This window comes from Kitasatospora sp. NPDC089913 (assembly GCF_044748625.1).
Lineage (GTDB): Bacteria > Actinomycetota > Actinomycetes > Streptomycetales > Streptomycetaceae > Kitasatospora.
Genome location: NZ_JBIVGI010000027.1, coordinates 60,633 through 79,378, shown reverse-complemented (window position 1 = coordinate 79,378; position 18,746 = coordinate 60,633). Strand labels below are relative to the sequence as shown.

The 18,746-nt window shown below is 73.9% G+C and carries 14 protein-coding genes; 8 read left to right on the top strand and 6 right to left on the bottom strand.

Annotated features, from left to right (window positions below; all coding sequences use genetic code 11):
* Positions 1-361: 361 nt before the first annotated feature.
* Positions 362-1,576 (top strand): enoyl-[acyl-carrier-protein] reductase FabV, encoded by a 1,215-nt coding sequence (fabV, locus tag ACIPYS_RS31665; protein WP_400752612.1) that lies wholly within the window; start codon positions 362-364, stop codon positions 1,574-1,576.
* On the opposite strand, the gene ACIPYS_RS31660 is transcribed toward fabV, so the two are convergent.
* Both ACIPYS_RS31660 and htpG read right to left on the bottom strand, forming a co-directional pair.
* The gene (locus tag ACIPYS_RS31660; RefSeq protein WP_400752609.1) at positions 1,525-2,628 is read right to left on the bottom strand and encodes a helix-turn-helix domain-containing protein; all 1,104 of its coding nucleotides are present in this window, start codon (positions 2,626-2,628) and stop codon (positions 1,525-1,527) included. The genes fabV and ACIPYS_RS31660 overlap by 52 nt on opposite strands.
* A gap of 223 nt (positions 2,629-2,851) precedes the next feature.
* Positions 2,852-4,819: a molecular chaperone HtpG gene (htpG, locus tag ACIPYS_RS31655; RefSeq protein WP_400752606.1), complete on the bottom strand. Its 1,968-nt coding sequence runs from the start codon at positions 4,817-4,819 to the stop codon at positions 2,852-2,854.
* A gap of 205 nt (positions 4,820-5,024) precedes the next feature.
* Here htpG and ACIPYS_RS31650 point away from each other — a divergent pair, with 205 nt between their 5' ends.
* The 6 genes from ACIPYS_RS31650 (at position 5,025) to ACIPYS_RS31625 (ending at position 14,020) form a co-directional block, all read left to right on the top strand.
* Positions 5,025-5,876 (top strand): hypothetical protein, encoded by an 852-nt coding sequence (locus tag ACIPYS_RS31650; protein ID WP_400752603.1) that lies wholly within the window; start codon positions 5,025-5,027, stop codon positions 5,874-5,876.
* Between the two features lie 164 nt (positions 5,877-6,040).
* Positions 6,041-7,357 (top strand): hypothetical protein, encoded by a 1,317-nt coding sequence (locus ACIPYS_RS31645; RefSeq protein ID WP_400752599.1) that lies wholly within the window; start codon positions 6,041-6,043, stop codon positions 7,355-7,357.
* 288 nt (positions 7,358-7,645) lie between these two features.
* Positions 7,646-8,944: a hypothetical protein gene (locus tag ACIPYS_RS31640; protein ID WP_400752596.1), complete on the top strand. Its 1,299-nt coding sequence runs from the start codon at positions 7,646-7,648 to the stop codon at positions 8,942-8,944.
* 307 nt (positions 8,945-9,251) lie between these two features.
* The gene (locus ACIPYS_RS31635) at positions 9,252-10,559 is read left to right on the top strand and encodes a hypothetical protein (protein WP_400752593.1); all 1,308 of its coding nucleotides are present in this window, start codon (positions 9,252-9,254) and stop codon (positions 10,557-10,559) included.
* Positions 10,560-10,736: 177 nt separating this feature from the next.
* The gene (locus tag ACIPYS_RS31630) at positions 10,737-11,936 is read left to right on the top strand and encodes a C40 family peptidase (RefSeq protein WP_093858774.1); all 1,200 of its coding nucleotides are present in this window, start codon (positions 10,737-10,739) and stop codon (positions 11,934-11,936) included.
* A 218-nt stretch (positions 11,937-12,154) separates the two neighbouring features.
* A complete protein-coding gene (locus ACIPYS_RS31625) occupies positions 12,155-14,020 on the top strand; it encodes an IPT/TIG domain-containing protein (RefSeq protein WP_400752588.1) in 1,866 nt (621 codons plus the stop codon).
* Positions 14,021-14,186: 166 nt separating this feature from the next.
* Here the strand turns inward: ACIPYS_RS31625 and ACIPYS_RS31620 are convergent, their stop codons facing one another.
* On the bottom strand, positions 14,187-15,239 hold the full coding sequence (locus ACIPYS_RS31620; RefSeq protein WP_093858776.1) for an alpha/beta fold hydrolase: 1,053 nt from the start codon (positions 15,237-15,239) through the stop codon (positions 14,187-14,189).
* 111 nt (positions 15,240-15,350) lie between these two features.
* On the opposite strand from ACIPYS_RS31620, the gene ACIPYS_RS31615 reads away from it, so the two are divergent.
* The gene (locus tag ACIPYS_RS31615) at positions 15,351-15,950 is read left to right on the top strand and encodes a TetR/AcrR family transcriptional regulator (protein ID WP_400752584.1); all 600 of its coding nucleotides are present in this window, start codon (positions 15,351-15,353) and stop codon (positions 15,948-15,950) included.
* A gap of 43 nt (positions 15,951-15,993) precedes the next feature.
* Here the strand turns inward: ACIPYS_RS31615 and ACIPYS_RS31610 are convergent, their stop codons facing one another.
* The 3 genes from ACIPYS_RS31610 to ACIPYS_RS31600 all read right to left on the bottom strand — a co-directional run bounded on the left by ACIPYS_RS31610 (position 15,994) and on the right by ACIPYS_RS31600 (position 18,742).
* Entirely contained in the window at positions 15,994-17,622 is a 1,629-nt protein-coding gene (locus tag ACIPYS_RS31610; RefSeq protein ID WP_400752581.1) for a hypothetical protein, read from the bottom strand.
* A 143-nt stretch (positions 17,623-17,765) separates the two neighbouring features.
* A complete protein-coding gene (locus tag ACIPYS_RS31605) occupies positions 17,766-18,329 on the bottom strand; it encodes a dihydrofolate reductase family protein (RefSeq protein WP_400752578.1) in 564 nt (187 codons plus the stop codon).
* A gap of 155 nt (positions 18,330-18,484) precedes the next feature.
* The gene (locus tag ACIPYS_RS31600) at positions 18,485-18,742 is read right to left on the bottom strand and encodes a hypothetical protein (protein ID WP_400752575.1); all 258 of its coding nucleotides are present in this window, start codon (positions 18,740-18,742) and stop codon (positions 18,485-18,487) included.
* Positions 18,743-18,746 lie beyond the last annotated feature (4 nt).

The following is an 18,746-nucleotide window of genomic DNA, read 5'->3' as shown; positions in this document are numbered from 1 at the left end:
CTTCAGAGCATGGCGGGCGGTTCGTGGTTCACCCGTCGGACGCTGCAAGATTACCCAGAAGTAACTTCCGGTCCAATTTGCACATGACAATGAGCCAGCGGCCGGAATCCCACCCGCCGTTCGGCCCCCGCCGTCCGTCGGGGACATCACCGCACGTCAGACCGCCGTCGGTGGCCTGCGGCGGCCGACCGCCGCAGCCGGCCCGTGGTGCAAGCTCTCCAAGATCCGCTCATGATCGTTGTCCCCGGACACCTCCCGCTTCCCTGTCCCCGCCACCGCAGACTGGCAGGACACCGGCGGCCCCGCCGGACGCCGCACCTCGTTCCCGGCCCACCCAGGCCGACCCCCAGGACGGACCACCATGACCCCGCGTGTTCTCACTCCCCGCAACCGGGGCTTCCTCTTCCTCGACGCCCACCCGGCGGGCTGCCGGCAGCTGGTGACCGACATGTGGGAAACCTGCCCCGCGCCGGACCGGCTGCCCGACGGTGACGGACCGGTCGCCCTGGTCATCGGTTCCTCGGCCGGCTACGGCCTCGCCGCCACCGTCGCCGGGCTCAAGCGGGCCGGTGTCCGCGGGATCGCGGTCTCCTTCGAGAAGGCCCCGACCGAGCGGCGCACCGCCACGGCGGGCTGGTACCGCACCGCCGCCACCGCCGAGCTCGCCCGCGCGGCCGGCCGGGACCTGGTGTTCCTGAACGGCGACGCCTTCTCCGACCCGGTGAAGGACCAGGTCGCCGATCTCCTCCAGGAGCGATTCGGCGGCCGGCTGGACCACCTGGTGTACTCCGTCGCGGCGCCCCGCCGCACCGACCCCGACACGGGGACGACCTACGCCTCCGTGCTCAGGCCGATCGGCGCGGCGAGCCGCACCAGCACCCTGGTCTTCGACGACCAGGGCGCCGCGGAGGTCCGCGAGGTCGAGACCGCGCCGGCCGGGGGCGACGACGTCGAGCAGACCGTGGCCGTCATGGGCGGCGCGGACTGGGAGCGCTGGATCGACCACCTGGCCGGCCGGGGCCTGCTCGCCGAGGGCTTCAGCACCGCCGCACTGTCGTACATCGGTTCGCCACTGACGTCCGCGATCTACCGTCGGGGCACCATCGGCGCGGCCAAGATGCACCTGGAGGCCACCGCCCGGACCCTGGACGAGCGGCTCGGCGCCGCGGTCGGCGGCCGCGCCGTGACCTCCGTCAACGGCGCCGCCGTCACCCAGTCCTCCACCGCCGTCCCCGGCATCGCCCTCTACACCGGTCTGCTGCGCGGCGTCCTCGGCGAGCGCATGGTCCCGCCGGTCCACCAGCTCGCCGCCCTGTGGGACGGGCTCACCGGCGCCGCCCCGCTCGCCCTCGACCCGGAGGGCCGGGTCCGCCTGGACGGCTGGGAACTCGCCGACGCCGTCCAGGCGGCCGTGGCCGAACGCTGGCGGGCCGCCACCACGGACACCGTCGCCGGGCTCGCCGACCTGGACTGGTTCCGCGCCGAGGTCCAGCGCCTCTACGGGTTCGCCGTGCCGGGCGTCGACTACGCCGCTCCGGTCGCCACCGACGTCCCCTGGCCCGTTCCCACCGCCTGACCGTCCGCACCGGCCGGGCGGGCGGCCCCCGCCCCGGGCCTGTCGTCCGCACCGGCCGGGCGGTCGGCCCCCGCCCCCGCCCCGACCTCCGCCACGGCCACGGCCCGGTGTTCGCGCGGGGTGATGCCGTACCGCTCGCGGAAGGCGCGGCTGAAGGCCGTGTGGCTGGAGAAGCCCCAGCGGGCGGCGACCGCCCGCACCGACCGCTCGCCGAGGTCGCGGCGGGCGAGGTCGGCGTGGGACCGCTCCAGCCGACGGCGGCGCACGGTGGCCGAGACGCTCTCGGGCCGGTCCTCGAACAACGCGTAGAGGGCACGCAGGGACAAGTGGTGACGCTCGGCTATCAGCCGGGGTGTGAGGTCAGGATCACCGAGGTTGTGCTCGATGAAGGCGAGGACGCGTTCCAGGGTCAGCCTGGCGCGGGCGTCGGCCGGCACCTCGTCCAGGACTCCCAGCTGGTGGGCCAGACAGGCACCGACCAGATCGACCAGCACCGGTCCGAGACCGGCCAGCTCGTCCTCGGCGCAGTACGGCGCCTGCTCGGCCAGGGTGTTCAGGAAGCCGGAAAGGATCGCCCCGCTGCCCCGCCGGGCGGGGATGCGCCGGGCGAGCAGCCGGTCCACCCGGTCGGGGCGCAGCGGCACCGCGGACCGGGGGACCTGGAGCACCAGGGCCCGGACCGGTCCGTCGGCCCGCACGCACTCGGTCACCATCGGCCGTGAGGTGTCCGCCAGGACCATGTCCCCGGCGATCGGCTCCTCCCGGCCAAGGTGGGAGAGCCGGAAGCAGCCGCGCGACACCAGGGTCAGCTGGTAGTCCTCGGGATCGCCCTGCCGGACGTGTGCCGCCGAGCGCCGCGCCACGATCGGCGAGTAGGCGAACGACGCCATCCGGACCGGCCCCAGCTCCACGCCCGCGATGTCGGCGTGGAAGTCGCCGGCGTGGTCCGAGCTGACGGACAACGGCATCACCTCGGTGGCGACGGCCTCCCGGAACCACTCGAACCGGTCCGCCGCCGGTACGACGGCCGCCGACACGCTGGACCACCCCATGAGACCCCCCACCGCTGCGCCGTGTCGGGTCGCCGATCGCCCGGCCCCCGACCTCGGACGACGACCTCCGTCGCCGTCCACCCATGATCCACCACGGCCCGCCGCCGCGCGGGCGGGAGGCCGCGGGAGGTCACGGACGGCGACGGCGACGGCGGCCGGCCGCGGGAGCCGGGAGGCCGGGTGCGGGCCGCCGCCGGGGGGCGGCGGACCGCACCCGGGTGCCCTACAGACCCCGCGTCAGGTGGGTGGTGAGCAGCCGGGTGAAGCGGGCCGGGTCGGGCAGGTCACCGCCCTCGGCGAGCAGCGCGCCGCCGTACACCAGCTCGGCGATCTCGGTCAGCGCCGGGTTCGCCGGGTCCGCCGCGTGCGAGGTGCGCAGGGCGGTGATCAGCGGGTGGCCGGGGTTGAGCTCCAGGGTGCGCCGGACCGGCGGCATCTCCTGCCCGGTCGCCCGGAACATCTTCTCCAGGGTCGGGGAGATGTCGTCGGCGTCACCGACGATGCAGGCCGCGGAGGTGGTCAGCCGCGAGGACAGCCGGACCTGCTTCACCTGCTCCGACAGCGCCGAGGTCAGCCAGGGCAGCAGCTCGGCGAAGTCCTGCTCGCGCCGCGTCCGCTCGGCCTCGGCCTCCTGGTCCGCGCCGGCCGCGTCGTCCAGGTCGACCTGGCCCTTGGCGATGGACTGGAAGCGGTGGCCGTCGAAGGCGGGGGTCCGGTCGGCCCAGATCTCGTCGATCGGGTCGCTGAGGACGAGCACCTCGTAACCCTTGGCGGTGAACGCCTCCATGTGCGGGGAGTTCTCCACCGCGGTCCGGGTCTCGCCGGTCAGGTAGTAGATCGCCTCCTGCCCCTCCTTCATCCGCTCCACGTAGGCACGCAGGGTGGTGGGCCGCTCGGCGTCGTGGGTGGAGGGGAGCGACAGCAGCTCCAGCAGGGCCTGGGAGTTGTCGGGGTCCTCGACCAGCCCCTCCTTCAGCGCCCGGCCGAACTGGTCCCAGAGCTTGGCGTAGCGCTCGGCGTCGTTCGCCTGCACGGTCTTGAGCGCGCCGAGGACCTTCTTGACCAGCCGCCGACGCACGGCCTGGATCTGGCGGTCGTGCTGCAGGATCTCCCGCGAGATGTTCAGCGACAGGTCGTGGGCGTCCACCACTCCCTTGACGAAGCGCAGGTAGTTCGGCATCAGCGCTTCGCAGTCGTCCATGATGAACACCCGCTTGACGTACAGCTGCACGCCGCGCTTGGTCTCGCGCGAGAACAGGTCGAACGGTGCCTGCGCGGGGACGAAGAGCAGCGCCTCGTACTCGAAGGTGCCCTCGGCGCGCATGTGGATGGTCTCGGCGGGGGCGAGCCAGTCGTGGCTGATCTGCTGGTAGAACTCGGTGTACTCGGCCTCGGTGACCTCGCTGCGGGGCCGGGCCCAGAGCGCCTTCATCGAGTTGAGGGTCTCGACGACGGGCTCCGCGGCGGCGTCCCCGCCGGTCCCGCCCTCCTCGGCGTCCTCCGCGGCCTGGCCGGCCTGGGCGGCCGCGGTGCCCTCGGCGGCCATCCGGATCGGCCAGCGGATGAAGTCCGAGTACTGCTTGACGATCTGGCGGATCTTCCACCCGGCCAGGTAGTCGGCCAGACCGTCCTCGCCGTCCACCGGCTTGAGGTGCAGCGTGACCGAGGTCCCCACCGGCAGGCCGTCGACGGCCTGGAGCTCGTAGGTGCCCTCGCCGTCGGACTCCCACTGGGTACCGGCGTCGGTACCGGCCCGCCGGGTGCGCAGGGTGACCTTGTCGGCCACCATGAACGCCGAGTAGAAGCCGACGCCGAACTGTCCGATCAGGCTCTGCGCGGCGGCGGCGTCCTGGGACTCCTTGATCTTCTCCAGCAGGCCGGCGGTGCCGGACTTGGCGATGGTGCCGATCAGGTCGACCAGGTCGTCCCGGCTCATACCGATCCCGTTGTCACGGACGGTCAGCGTGCGGGCCTCGCGGTCGACCTCCAGCGCGACGTGCAGGTCCGAGGTGTCGGCCCCGACGGTGGAGCCGGCCAGCGACTCCAGTCGCAGCTTGTCCAACGCGTCGGAGGCGTTGGAGATCAGCTCCCGCAGGAAGATGTCCTTGTTCGAGTAGATCGAGTGGATCACCAGCCGGAGCAACTGCCTGGTCTCGGCCTGGAATTCCAGCGTCTCGACACTACTGGCCACTCTGGGGCCCCTTTCAGCACGACAGCATGACGGTCTTGAGGGTATTGACGGTACTGACGTCGCCCACGTCGCCCCGTCGACGACGGTGGCGACGGACGGACACCGTGCGGCTCCGCACGGAGACGTACCGGTCACCGGAATCGTAGGCCCTCCGCCCGGCGCGCCGGAGCGGAGCAGGGGCGGCGGCGGACCGTACCGTCGGCGCATGTCCTTCGGCCTGCTCGCGGCCCTGGCCGCCGCCCTGCTCACCGGCTCCGCCACCGTGCTCCAGGCGGTCGGGGCCCGCCGCGCCTCGGCCGGGCTGCCGCCCGGCGGGGCGGCGGCGCTCGCCGGGGCGTTCCGGCAGTGGCCGTTCCTGGTGGGCGTCGGGATGGACATGCTCGGCTTCGGCGCCGAACTCCTCGCCCTGGAGCGGCTCCCCCTGTACGAGGTCGAGGCGGTGCTGGCCTCCGCCCTCGCCGTGACCGCCGTCGGCGCCGCCCGGGTGCTGCACGTGCGGCTGCGGCGCAGCGAGTGGGCCGGGGTGGCGGCGGTCTGCGTGGGGCTGTGCGTGCTCGCCGTGAGCGCCGGGCGGGACGGGCCCGGCCACGGCGGCACGGGGCTGCGGCTCGGTGTGCTGCTCGTCTCGCTGCTGCTGATCGGTGCGGGTTGGGCCGTGGTCCGCTTCACCGACCACCGCCGGGCGCCGCTGCTGGGTCTGGTGGCGGGTCTCCAGTTCGGCGTGGTCGGCGTCGCCGTCCGGGTCCTGCCCGACCCCCGGCTGCCGGACCTGCTCACCGAACCCTCCGCCTACGCGGTCGCCCTGGCCGGGCTCGGCGGTTTCGCCGCCCTCACCTCGGCCATGCAGACCGGGTCGGTCACGGCCGCGACCGCCGCCATGGTCCTCGGCGAGACCCTGGGGCCGGCGGTCGTCGGTGTCCTCCTCCTCGGTGACCACACCCGCCACGACCTCACCCCGCTCGCCGTGCTGGGCTTCGCCGCCGCTGTCCTCGGCGCCCTCACCCTGGCCCGCTTCGGCGACGCCGAACAGCCCGCCACCGCCGGCCCGGCGGGCTGACGACGGGCGGGCCGTCCGGTGTCGCCGCGCCCTGCCGGCCCGCCCGGCCCGCCGTCGAAAAGATTCCCGGGACTCGTTCGCAACCTGCGCGGGACCCGCCCGTCCTTAGGAGTACAGGCCACCGGAACGGCCTGCGGCACACCACCCTCCTGGGGAGAACAACCATGCGAGCCCGCTCCGCCATGACCACCGCCGCACTCACGGCGCTGGTCCTGACCCTGCCCGTCACCACCGCCTCGGCCGCCCCGGCCCCGACCCCGGCCCCCGGAGCGACGCCCGGCACCGCGTCCACCGGCACCGGTGGGGCCACCGCCCCGGCCGGCTTCGTGTCGCTCGGCATCCGGCGGCTGCTCGACACCCGCAGCTACCGGGAGAACCCGGCCGGGGCGGCGCGCAAGCTCCAGCCCGGGGAGAACTTCGCCGTCCCGCTCTCCGCCTGGAAGTCCCACCCCCCGCGCGAGATCCCGACCGTCCCGGCGGACGCCACCGCCGTGGTGGTCAACGTGACGGCCACCAACCCCACCGAGGACGGCTACCTCACCGTCCGCCGGAACGTCGACCGGCCGGGTGCACCGGCCACCTCCACGCTGAACTTCAAGGCCGGCGAGACCGTCTCCAACACGGTCACCGTCGCGGTCGACCCGCGCGGGGCGGGCACCAGCCCGCAGATCAGCGTCTACAACAACGCGGGCACCACCGACGTCGTGGTCGACGTCCTCGGCTACTACGCGCCGAGCACGTCGACCCGGACGGCCGACCGGTACGACACCGTCCGGCCGGTCCGGATCACCGACACCCGGACCGAGGGGGGACGGCTCCGCTGGGGCAGCGTCGTGACCGCGGGCGTCGCCCGGGACTCCCTCGGCACCTACGAGGCCACGTCGGTGCTCCTGAACGTCACGGCCGTCGACCCGTCGACCGAGGGCTTCCTGGTCGCCTACCCCTCCGGCAGCGACCTGCCGATCGAGGGCTCCCACCTGAACTACGGGCCCGGCCGAACCGTCGCCAACCAGGTCGTGGTCCCGGTCGGCCCGGACGGGAACATCAACCTCTTCAACACCGGCTCCACCGACCTCGTCATCGACGTCATCGGCTACTACGGCCCCTGGGCGCACGACCTCTACAGCGCGGTGACCGAGCAGACCCGGCTGCTGGACACCCGCTACGACGGCGGCCAGCCCGCCTTCAGCACCCGCCGGCTGCCGGTGACGGGTACCGCCGGGGTCCCGGAGAACGCCACCTCCGTGACGATGAACATGACCGTCACCGAGCCACAGGCCGACGGGCACCTGGAGGTCTACCCGGCCGACCAGGGCGGCCGGCCCGGCACGTCGAACCTCAACTTCAACGCCGGCCGGACGGTGGCCAACGGCGTCACCACCGACCAGGGCGGCGTCCAGCACGCCGTGGACGTCTACCACCACTCCGCCGGCCCGAGCCAGCTGATCGCCGACCTGACGGGCTACTTCGTCGAGGGCTGACGGGTACTCGGCGCCGCCCTTCCCGCCTGGCACGGGGAGGGCGGCGGCGCTGCGGACAGGACCACCGGCCGCTCTTCTCCGACAGGTCGTCATAATTCGGACAGCAAAAGCGCATCCGCGCCCGCGAAGGGGATATTCCCACCCGGTTTGCCGGGTTTGCGGAGCCCCGGATCCGCGGCCGAAAATTCCCCGGAATTCCTCGCAACCGATGCGCCGGACCGGCCGTCCATAGGAATGCAGGCCAGGGGGATGGCCTGCAACACACCAATCCTTGGGGGGAATTCACTCATGCGCGTCCGTTCCGCCGTGGCCGTCGCCGCACTCGCGGCCCTGGTCCTCACCCTGCCCGTCACCACCGCCTCGGCCGCACCGGCCACCCCCGGTGGCCCGCCCGTCGGCCCCGGCCGGGCCACCGCCCCGGCCGCCTTCGTACCGCTCGGCATCACCCGGGCGCTCGACACCCGCAGCTACCAGGAGACCCCGGCCGCGCAGGCCCGGAAGCTGCAGCCCGGGGAGAGCTTCGACGTCCCGCTCTCCAACTGGAAGAACCACACCCCGCGCGAGATTCCGGTCGTCCCGGCGGACGCCACCGCCGTGGTGGTCAACGTGACCGCCACCAACCCCACCGCGGACGGCTACCTCACCGTCCGCCGCGACGGCAACATGCCGGGGGCGCCGGCCACGTCCACGCTCAACTTCGAGGCCGGCGAGACCGTCTCCAACATGGTCACGGTCGCGGTCGACCCGCGCGGGGCGGGCACCAGCCCGAAGATCAACGTCTACAACAACGCGGGCACCACCGACGTCGTGGTCGACATCCTCGGCTACTACATACCCAGCACCCCGCAGCTGCCGGGCCAGAAGTACGCACCGATCCGCCCGACCCGCCTCACCGACACCAGGGTCGAGGGCGGGCGCCTCGGCCGGGGCGGCGTGGTGAGCGCCGTCGTCGCCCGGCGGGACCTCGGCACCACCGACGCCAGGGCGGTGGTCCTGAACGTCACCGCCGTCGACCCGTCGACGGAGGGCTACGTCGTCGCCCACCAGGCCAGCAGCCCGCTGCCCTTCGAAGGCTCCCACGTGAACTACGGACCGGGGCGGACCGTCGCCAACCAGGTGGTGGTCCCGGTCGGCCCGGACGGAACGATCGAGTTCTTCAGCACCGGCTCCACCGACCTCGTGGTCGACATCGTCGGTGCCTACGGCCCCTCGGGCACCAACCTCTACAGTGCGATGACCGAGCAGAGCCGCCTGGTGGACACCCGCTACGGCTCCGGCGAGCTCGCCTTCAGCACCCGGCGGCTCCCGGTGGCCGGGATCTCGGGAGTCCCGGCCGACGCCACCGCCGTCACCCTGAACATGACCGTCACCGAGCCGCAGGCCGACGGACACCTCGAGGTCTTCGAGTCCGACGACCTGTTCCAGCGGCCCGGGACGTCGAACCTCAACTTCGACGCCGGCCGGACGGTGGCCAACGGCGTCACCACCGGTCTCGGCGGCGACCCCGGCTCGGTGGACATCTACCACCACGCCGCCGGCCGGAGCCAGTTGATCGCCGACCTGACCGGCTACTTCGTCCAGGGCTGACCCGGCATCCCGTTGCCCTCCCCGCACGGCGGCGCGGGGAGGGCGACGGGACGCCCGCTCCCCCGGCCGCCGCCCCGCCCCGCTGCTCCCCGGCGACGCCCGACGGGTCGCCGCCGATCGCGCCGCGGGGGGGCCGAAAAAGTCCTTGCCGCAAGAAACACACCCACCTTACGGTCGTTCGGCGTGCCCTGGATCGCCGTCGAACTTTCCCGAAGTCATTCGTCGTCGGAACGACGGCTCAGTCGTCCGCAGATACGCAGGCTGTCGGAAACAGCCTGCGCACACAGCTCCCTGGGGGAATCCACTCATGCGTACCCGTTCCGCCATGGCCGTCGCCGCGCTCACGGCCCTGGTCCTCACCCTGCCCGTCACCACCGCCTCGGCCGCCCCGGCCCCGGCACCCGGCACCGCGCCGGCCGCGGTGTCCGCGGGCACCGACGGGGCCACCGCCCCGGCCGCCTTCGTGCCGCTCCGCATCACCCGGGTGCTCGACACCCGCAACAACCAGAACTGGACGCGGACCTGGCACCCGCTGGCCGCCGGCGAGAACTTCCACGTTCCCATCGTGAGCTGGAGGAACCACGCCCCGCAGTACTACGCCGCCGTCCCCGCGGACGCCACCGCCGTGGTGGTCAACGTGACCGCCACCAACACCACCGCGGACGGCTACCTCACCGTCCGCCGCGACGCCGGCCTGCCGGGTGTTCCCGCCACGTCGACGCTGAACTTCAAGGCCGGCGAGACGGTCTCCAACACGGTCACCGTCGCGCTCGCCCCGAACGGGCGGTACGACACCCCGGAGATCAGCGTCTACAACAACGCGGGCACCACCGACGTCGTCGCCGACGTCCTCGGCTACTACGCGCCCAGCACCCCGGAGCGGCCGGCCCAGAAGTACGACCCGGTCCGCCCGACCAGGCTCGCCGACACCCGGGTCGAGGGCGGGCGGCTCGGCTGGGGCAGCATCGTCACCGCCGACGTCGCCCGGGAGGAGCTCGGCACGGCCGGCGCCAAGGCCGTGGTCCTGAACGTCACCGCCGTCGACCCGTCGAAGGAGGGCTTCGTCGTCGCGTACGCCTCCGGCGAGACCCTGCCGAACCAGGGCTCCAACGTCAGCTACGGACCGGGCCGGACCGTCGCCAACCAGGTCGTGGTCCCGGTCGGCGCGGACGGGAAGGTCAAGCTCTTCAACACCGGCTCCACCGACCTCGTGGTCGACCTCGTCGGCTTCTACGGCCCGTCCGGCCACAACCTCTACAGCGCGGTGACCGACCAGACCCGGCTGCTCGACACCCGTCCCGGATACGGCGCCTGGGCCTTCAGCACGCTGGAGTTCCCGGTCGCCGGGGTCGCCGGGGTCCCGGCCGACGCCACCGCCGCCACCCTGAACGTGACCGTCACCGAACCTCGGGCCGACGGACACCTGGAGGTCTTCGCCGCCGACGGGGCCGGCCGCCCCGGGACGTCGAACCTCAACTTCGCGGCCGGCCAGACGGTGGCCAACGGCGTCACCGCCCAGTTGGGCGGTGCCCCGGGCTCCGTGGACATCTACCACCACTCCGGCGGATTCACCCACGTGATCGCCGACCTGACCGGCTACTTCGTCGCCGGCTGAGCCTTCCCCGGCCCCTCCCGCCCCTCCCAGCCCCTCCCCGCACCGCTGCGGGGAGGGGCTCCGGCACGCCCTCGACCTGCCCTTTCGGGCCGCGCCGGGCCCCGGGCTGAACCCGCGAAGATCCCCGGAACGTTTCTTCAGTGTCCGTTCAGCCCGCCCGAAGGAGCACCCTCCGCCATGGGAAAGCGTCGAAAGCCCAGCCCGCCGAGCCGGGCCCGCCTCGCGGTCCTCACCACGGCCGTGGTCGGCGGGACGGTGCTCGCCTCCGGCGCGGCCCGTGCCGAGCCCGCTCCCACCCTCGCCTCCGTCAAGGAGCAGGTGGACCGGCTCAACGAGGAGGCCGAGCAGGCGATCGAGCGCTACAACGGCTTCCAGGAGAAGCAGCAGAAGCTCCAGGGCGAGGCCAACCGGATCCAGGAGAAGCTCGCCCGCGGCCAGGACGCGATGAACGAACTGCGCACCCAGCTCGGTGTGGTGGGCGCCGAGCAGTACCGCACCAACGGCATCGACCCGGGCATCCAGCTGATGCTCGACTCCGACCCGGCCGGCTACCTGGGACGCGCCTCGGTGCAGGGCCAGGTCGCCGACTCCTGGACGAACCTGCTCAGGCGGGCCCAGGACGAACAGCGCAAGCTCGACCAGGAGCGCGCCGAGGCCGCCGCCACCCTCGCCGACCTCGACGCCGTCGGTGCCTCGCTCAACGCCCAGAAGACCCAGATCCAGAGCAAGCTCGCCCAGTCCGAGGCGCTGCTCAACAGGCTCAGTGCCGAGGACCGCGCCAGGATCAACGCCCAGGAAGCGGCCGACAGGGCCAGGGCCGCCGCCCAGCAGGCCGCTGCCGCCGAGCGCGCCAAGGCCGCCGAGAAGGAGGCCGCCGACAGGGCCAAGGCCGCCGCGAAGGAGGCTTCGGGCAAGGGCGCCACCGCCGCCCCGCAGACACCGGCCCCGAACACCCCGGCACCGGCCCCGCAGACCCCCGCCGCGAACACCCCGGCACCGGCCGCGAACACCCCGGCCCCGCCGGCCGCCGGCGGGCGCGCCGCCGCCATCGTGCAGTTCGCCTACGCCCAGCTCGGCAAGCCCTACGGCTGGAGCAAGACCGGTCCCAGCAGCTTCGACTGCTCCGGCCTCACCGGCGCCGCCTACCGCGCGGCCGACGTCAGCCTTCCCCGCACCTCCCAGGAGCAGTGGAAGGTCGGCGCCCGGATCGCCCGGGGCGACCTCCAGCCCGGCGACCTGGTCTTCTTCTACAACGACCTGCACCACGTGGGCGTCTACATCGGCGACGGCAAGATGATCCACGCCCCCCGGACCGGCAAGAACATCGAGGTCCTCCCGATCGGCGTCATGCCCTACATGGGCGCCGTCCGGCCGTAGGGCGTGCTGTCGGACCCACGGACCCACGCCCGAGCGCAGCGCCGGAAGCGCCCCCGTACGGCACCGGCGATCCCGAACGATCGCATTCCACCGACGAACGGGCAGAACCGTCCACCATCTCTCATCCGACAAAAGGTCAGGAATTCTGCGGATAACGTGATGAGTCTGTGCCCGGTCGCGCGGCCGGGCTGCTCGCATCCCGCGGAGAGGTGGAGCACATGGCACTGGTCCCCGACAGCAGGACGGGTCGGCCGCGACGACGGCGAAGACTGCGGCGAGCTACGGCGGCGGCCGTCGCCACCGCGATGCTCGGCACGCTCGGCGCCGTCCTCCCGGCCGTGACGGCGCACGCGGAATCCGCCGTCCGGCCCGTCTACATCGCCAACCTGCGCGGCAACTCCGTCACCGCCTACGACCCGGCGAGCGGCACGGTCATCACCACCGTCCCGGTCGGCAGCTTCCCCGAGGGCGTGACGGTCTCCCCCGACGGCACGCAGGCGTACGTCGCCAACAACGGCTCGGACTCCGTCTCGGTCATCGACACCGCCACCAACACCGTCTCCGGCACCATCGCGGTCGGCCGGCTCCCCGGACCGGTGAGCTTCGCCCCGGACGGCGCGCACGCCTACGTCGGCCGGTTCCTCGGCCCCGGCATCGGCGGCGTGGACGTGATCGACACCGCCACCCGGACCGTCACCGCCACCGTGCAGGTGGGCAACCAGCCCTTCGCGATCGGCCTCACCCCGGACGGCCGGCGCGCCTACGTCGCCAACTTCGTCGGCAGCTCGGTGTCGGTGATCGACACCGCCACCAACACCGTCACCGCGACCGTCGCCAGGCCCGATGCCAGGACCCCGAGCGGGCTGGCGGTCGCCCCCGACGGGGCGCACGTCTACGTCTCCAACTTCAACAGCAACAACCTCTCCGTGATCGACACCGCCACCGACACCATCAGCGCGGTCGTCCCGGTCGGCGGCGGCCCGGCGGGCGTCACCGTCTCGCCGGACGGACACCTCGCGTACATCGCCAACGAGAACGCCAACACGGTGTCGGTCCTGGACACCGCGAGCGTCAGCGTCGTCGCCACCGTGCCGGTCGGTTCGATCCCGACCGCCGTGCTGGCCGACCCGGACGGCGGCGCCGTGTACGTCACCAACGGCGGTGGCAACACCCTCTCGGTGATCGACACCGCCACCAACACCGTGACCGCGACCGTCCCCGTCGGGAACACCCCGTTCGCGCTGGCGACGGCCCCGGCCGCACCGGCCGTCACCGCCCTCGCCCCCGACCACGGACCGAGCGCGGGCGGCACCACCGTCACCATCACCGGGTCCCACCTGGCCGGCACCCGGGCCGTCGACTTCGGCGGCACCCCGGCGACCGGCGTCACGGTGGTCAACAGCACGACCGTCACCGCCACCGTCCCGCCGCACCCGGCCGGCGCCGTGGACGTGACGCTCACCGCCTCCGGCCGCACCGTCCCCGCCGGGCGGTACACCTACCAGGACCCGGCGCCCACCGTCACCGGCATCGCACCCGCCCAGGGCCCGGCCGCCGGCGGTACCGCCGTCGTCATCACCGGCACCCACCTGACCGGCGCCACCGCCGTCGCGTTCGGCGCCACCGCCGCCACGTCGTTCTCCGTCGAGAGCGACACCCGGATCACCGCGACCGCCCCCGCCGCGAGCGCCGCCGGACCCGTCGACGTCACCGTCACCACCCCGGCCGGCACCAGCACCGCCACCGCCTCCGACCGCTACACCTACACCCGGGACACCACCCGGCTCACGGCGGCGCCGCTGCTGCTCTCCATCGCCCCCGGCCAGTTGAGCGTCAACCTCAACCTGTCGGCCACCCTCACCGACACCGTCACGGGCCTCCCGGTGGCCGGCGCCACGATCACCTTCACCGTCGGCTCCACCACCGTCTGCACCGCCGTCACCGGTGCCAACGGCACCGCCGCCTGCAGCGGCCCCTGCCCGGTCCTCACCGTCCTGCTCAACCTGGGCTACACCGCCGCCTACGCCGGCGGCCCGGCCCTCCAGCCCGCCACCGCGAGCGCCGGGCTGATCCGGATCGGCTGACCGGGGCGCGCCGACCCCGGTCGGACGGACCGGCCAACGAGCACAGGAGGCCGCCACGGTGCCGTGGCGGCCTCCGCAGGTCGCCGCGCCCCTGCGCGCAACCGCTCCCGGGAGCACCGGCCCGGCGGCGAGCAGGCGCGAGCAGGCGGCGAGCAGGCGGCGCGCGTCAGCGGGACAGCGCGTCCGCCAGCCAGGGGGTGATCACGGCCATCGCCTCGCCGAAGCGCGAGATGGCGCAGTGGCCGGTGTCCGGGATCAGCACGACCCCGGTGTCCCGGCGCCCCTCGAACACCAGGGTGTCCTCGACCGGCACATGGACGTCCTCGGCACCGTTGACCACCAGCATCGGCCCGTTGGTGTCCCGGTCCAGCAGTGCGCGCAGGTCGAAGGCGGCGAAGGCCGCCTCCCGCTCGGCCGTGCCCGGCAGCGCGTCGAAGCCCAGGGCGTTGCCGACGATGCCGTCCATGCCGAAGGCGAAGCCTCGCCCGGGGGCGAAGGACCGCTCGACCGGGCCGCCGAGCACCACGGCGGCGTCGACGGCGCCGGTCAGTCCCGTCCGGGCGGAGTAGTGACCGCCCATCGAGATGCCGAAGTGGCCCACCCTGCCGTTGCCGATCGTGCGGGCGAGGGCGACCAGCCCGGCGATCACCTCGGCCCCGCCGTCCGGGGTCATCGGCAGGTGGGCGGTCTCCCCGGTGCCGGGGAGGTCGAACAGCAGCAGCCGGGCGGGCAGGGTGAGCGCGAGCCCCTCCCACATGCCGTGCAGGTCGGTCTTCCAGGAGTCCACGCCGCCGCTGGCCAGGACCACCGGTGCGTCGGCGGGCAGTCCGGGGGCCGCCATCAGGTGGACCGGCAGACGGGCCTCACCGCCGAGGTACGGGACGTCGACCGTGCGGCGTTCGAACTCCACCGGGAAGTCCGGGGCGGCGAGGACGTACTGCTCGACCTGGCGCGCGAGCGCGGTGCGCTTCGGACCGTCGGCCAGGGCGGGGAACTTGGCCCAGCCGTAGGCCTGCGCGGCCAGGCGGTGGCGGCCCGCCGCGGCGTGGCGGGCGGCGAGGGCGGACCATTCGTACACCCAGCCGCCCGGCCGGTCCGGCCACATCTCGGTGACGGCGGCGCGGACCGCGTCCACCTCCACGGCGGGCAGACCGAGGGTCATCTGGGGGTGGCGCTCGACGAACAGGTCCTGCGGGTCCACGGGCCAGGTGAAGGACATGGTTCCTCCCATTGCGCTTAAAGCCGGAACACTTGCGTTAACGACTATGCGCCTGGACAGCACCTAACGCAAGTGGTCTTGCGTTAGGGTGGTGACCGAGGTGATCGACACATGACCGAGGAAGACGCGGACCCGATCCGCCGCCGCCCGGGCGGCCGCGCCGCGCGGGTCCGGCAGGCCGTTCTGGCCGCCGCCCTGGAGGTACTGGCCGAAGAGGGTGTCGCCCGGTTCGGCATCGCGGCGGTGGCGGCCCGAGCCGGCGTCAACGAGACCACGGTGTACCGGCGTTGGGGCACCCGGGAGAAGCTGGTGCTGGACGCCGTGCTGGCCGGGAGCAGCGAGGGCATCCCCGTCCCCGACACCGGTGACGTGCGCACGGACCTGGCCGCTTTCGCCCGCGCACTGGCCGGCTACCTCGCCACCCCGGCGGGCCGCGCGGTCGCCCGGGCGGCCGCGCTGAGCTCCGACGACCCCGGCCTCGCCGAAACCTGGGAGAGCTTCTGGCAGTCCCGCCTGGAACTGGCGGGCGCGATCGTCGACCGGGCCGTCGCACGCGGCGAACTCCCCGCCGGCACCGACACCGGCCTCGCCCTCGAACTGCTCTGCTCCCCCCTCCAGACCCGCGCCCTGCTCGGCCACCGCCCGATCGAGCCGGACCTGCCGGAACGCCTCGCGGACACCGTCCTGGACGGCCTGCGGGGGCGGGCCTGAGAGCCGGGGTCCGGGCGGGCGCCGCCCGGACCCCGGCGGCGGGTCAGAGGGTGACGCGAACGGTGGAGACGGCGAGGTCCGCGTCGCCGAGGTCCGCACCGACGGTGCCCGCGGTGCCGGTGGCGGACCAGTAGCCGCCGCTGCGCCGTCCGGTGAAGCGGATCTCGTACGTTCCGGGGTCCAGGCCGGTCCAGGTCAGGGTGGAACGGGAGACCGCGCCGGCGGTGGCGGTGAAGTGCCGGTCCTGGTCGCTCCGGTGCTCCAGGCGCTCGCCGCCGTCCGGTGCGGCGACGACCTCGTAGAGGGCGGCGCGGCCGGCGATCCCGGCCGTGTCGGCCTGGTAGCAGAAGCCCCAGTAGTACTCGGCCCGGACGAGCGCCTCGGCCAGGACACCCCTGGTGGCCCGGCCGTCGTCGTCGAACTCCGCCGGACCCGCCTCGACGTGGGCGCGGGCCCGCGACCAGCGGCCGCTGCCGTAACCCTCCACCGTGGCGCCGACGACCCAGCCTCCGGTACCGGTCACCGACGGCGCGGCGGGCGGGGCCGGGCGCGGGGGCGGCACGAAGTCGTCCACACCCCGGTGGACCATCAGCAGCGCGCTCCGCCGGTCCCCCTCGGGCCCGTCGGTGAGGGCGAGCAGGGCCGGGGTGTGCCGGGAGTCGTGCCCCTCGACCGCGACCGGCGGCGTCCAGCCCCCGCCGTCGAACACGGTGTGGAACAGCCGCGGCCCGCCCCGACCGGGGAACACGGCGTGCAGGACGCCGTCCGACGAGGCCAGCGCGACGTTCGCGCCGACCGCGACCGCGTCCGCGACCTCGACGGGTGCGGTCCAGGCCGTACCGTCGAACACCACGTGCGCCAGGCGGCCGGTACCGTCCCCGGCGAGGACGTGGACGCCGTCCCGGTGCACGACGGCGGCCAGGGACGACGCTCCCGCCAGCGCCTCGACGGGCTCCTCCAGGCGCCGCCACTGCCCCGACGCCTCGTCACGGACGCAGTGGACGCCGCCCTCGACGTCCGGGACGAAGGCGTGCAGCGTGCCCCGGAACGGGACCAGGGCCGCCCCCTCGGCACCCGGGACGGGGAGCGCGCGGCCCTCCCGCCACACCCGGGCGGCGTCCGCTCCGGCCCCCGGCGGCCGGCCGTAGGTGAGCTCCACCAGCCGCACCGGCGAGTCCGGTTCCTCGGCGTCCCGCACCGTCAGCAGGACGTGGGCGGCGCCGTTGTGCACGGCCGCCGCCGGGGTCCCGGTGCTCACCGCGTTCTCGTACCGGACGCGGGTGGCGCCCTCGTAGTGCACCGCCGTGTCGACGACGGCGTCCGGGGCCCAGGTCACCGCCTCCGCCACCGTCGCCTCGGCGGCCGCGATCCCGGCGTCCGGCTCGGCCCGCCCGGCCTGCCCGGCCGTCCGCTCCTTCAGCGCGTCCAGTTCCGCCGCCCGCCGCCGCGCCCCGTCCGGGACGATCCCGGTCCACCGCAGGTCGAGGACGTCGTGCTCGCCCTTCCCGTACGGCTCGCCGAGGTGCAGGCACAGCAGTTCGTCCTCGAGCGCCACCAGGACCGGTGCGGCCGCGCTCGTGTGACCCGGGAACCGCGAGTCCGGCCCCCAGCCACCGTCCTCGCGGTACACCGACCGCCACAGGTTCCGGTCGTCCACCGTCTGATCGGCCATCAGCCGTGCTCCCCGCTCGCTCCGCCGCCCGCCCCCGGACGGGCGGGCCTCCCTGCTCCGGAACGTAGTGCGCCGCCCACCCCCGCGCGGGCAGTGGCCCGAACCGGCCACGGCACGGCCGGGGAACGGCTCGAACGACGCGGCTAGCGCACCACCCGGTAGCGGAGGTGGACGACCTTGGAGGTGAAGGTGCGGGTCTCCAGGAGTTCGAGGTCCTCCCGGCGCTCGTGCCGGGGGAAGTACGGAATGCCGCCGCCGAGCAGCACCGGGTGCACCCGGGGCCGGTACTCGTCGATCAGGCCCGCCGCGGCCACCGCCGCCGCGAGGGTCGCACCGCCGATGGCGATCTCCCCCTCCCCCGGCTCGGCCCGCAGCCGGGCGATCTCCTCCGCGACCGTGCCGGTGGCCAGCCGGGCGTTGCCCCGCACCTCCGACAGCGTGGTGGAGAACACCACCTTCGGCAGCGGGTTCCAGAGCGCGGTCCACTCCCGCTCGGTCTCGTCGAGCGACTGGTCCTGCTCGGCGGTCTCCCAGTACAGCATCGTCTCGTACAGCCGCCGCCCCATCAGATGCACGTCCACGCCCCGGATCTCGTCGAGCGCGAGCCGGAACACCTCCTCGTCGGGACCGGACCAGTCGAAACCGCCGTCGGGCCCGACGATGTAACCGTCGAGCGACATCCCCATCGAGTACGTCACCTTGCGCATGCGGCCCTCTTCCTCGTCACCGGGCTCCGAGAGTAGGGCCGAGGGAGGCGGCGAGCACCGTCATGTCCGAAGGGATCCCCCGGACGGAGTCGTCCCGGCTGTACGGAGCCGGGGCTGCCGCAGGTGTGCGACAGCCCCGGCGAACGGGCCGCGGGTCAGCGGTCGAGCCGCCGCCTGGCCTCGTCGAGTGCCCAGACGACGAACGCCACCGGCAGGGTGTCCACGTCCGGGGGGACACTCACCACGGCGTCGGCCCAGGTGCCCTCCTCCGGGCGGATGACCGCGAGCACCGAGCCCCGCTCGTCGATCCTCCGGTCCCGGAACTCGACGATCCAGGTGTCGGGGTCCGAACCCTCCGATTCGATGACCCGGCTCTCCGGGCCCAGCTGCCACTGCGCGGGCTCGATGGACACGCGT

What these genes read in the sequence shown, in the direction of transcription:
- ACIPYS_RS31615 (WP_400752584.1), top strand. Translation starts at nt 15,351, where the DNA reads ATGACCGAGGAAGACGCGGACCCGATCCGCCGCCGCCCGGGCGGCCGC.
- ACIPYS_RS31610 (WP_400752581.1), bottom strand. Translation starts at nt 17,622, where the DNA reads ATGGCCGATCAGACGGTGGACGACCGGAACCTGTGGCGGTCGGTGTAC.
- ACIPYS_RS31645 (WP_400752599.1), top strand. Translation starts at nt 6,041, where the DNA reads ATGCGAGCCCGCTCCGCCATGACCACCGCCGCACTCACGGCGCTGGTC.
- ACIPYS_RS31660 (WP_400752609.1), bottom strand. Translation starts at nt 2,628, where the DNA reads ATGGGGTGGTCCAGCGTGTCGGCGGCCGTCGTACCGGCGGCGGACCGG.
- ACIPYS_RS31635 (WP_400752593.1), top strand. Translation starts at nt 9,252, where the DNA reads ATGCGTACCCGTTCCGCCATGGCCGTCGCCGCGCTCACGGCCCTGGTC.
- fabV (WP_400752612.1), top strand. Translation starts at nt 362, where the DNA reads ATGACCCCGCGTGTTCTCACTCCCCGCAACCGGGGCTTCCTCTTCCTC.
- ACIPYS_RS31620 (WP_093858776.1), bottom strand. Translation starts at nt 15,239, where the DNA reads ATGTCCTTCACCTGGCCCGTGGACCCGCAGGACCTGTTCGTCGAGCGC.
- ACIPYS_RS31605 (WP_400752578.1), bottom strand. Translation starts at nt 18,329, where the DNA reads ATGCGCAAGGTGACGTACTCGATGGGGATGTCGCTCGACGGTTACATC.
- ACIPYS_RS31630 (WP_093858774.1), top strand. Translation starts at nt 10,737, where the DNA reads ATGGGAAAGCGTCGAAAGCCCAGCCCGCCGAGCCGGGCCCGCCTCGCG.
- ACIPYS_RS31625 (WP_400752588.1), top strand. Translation starts at nt 12,155, where the DNA reads ATGGCACTGGTCCCCGACAGCAGGACGGGTCGGCCGCGACGACGGCGA.
- ACIPYS_RS31650 (WP_400752603.1), top strand. Translation starts at nt 5,025, where the DNA reads ATGTCCTTCGGCCTGCTCGCGGCCCTGGCCGCCGCCCTGCTCACCGGC.
- ACIPYS_RS31640 (WP_400752596.1), top strand. Translation starts at nt 7,646, where the DNA reads ATGCGCGTCCGTTCCGCCGTGGCCGTCGCCGCACTCGCGGCCCTGGTC.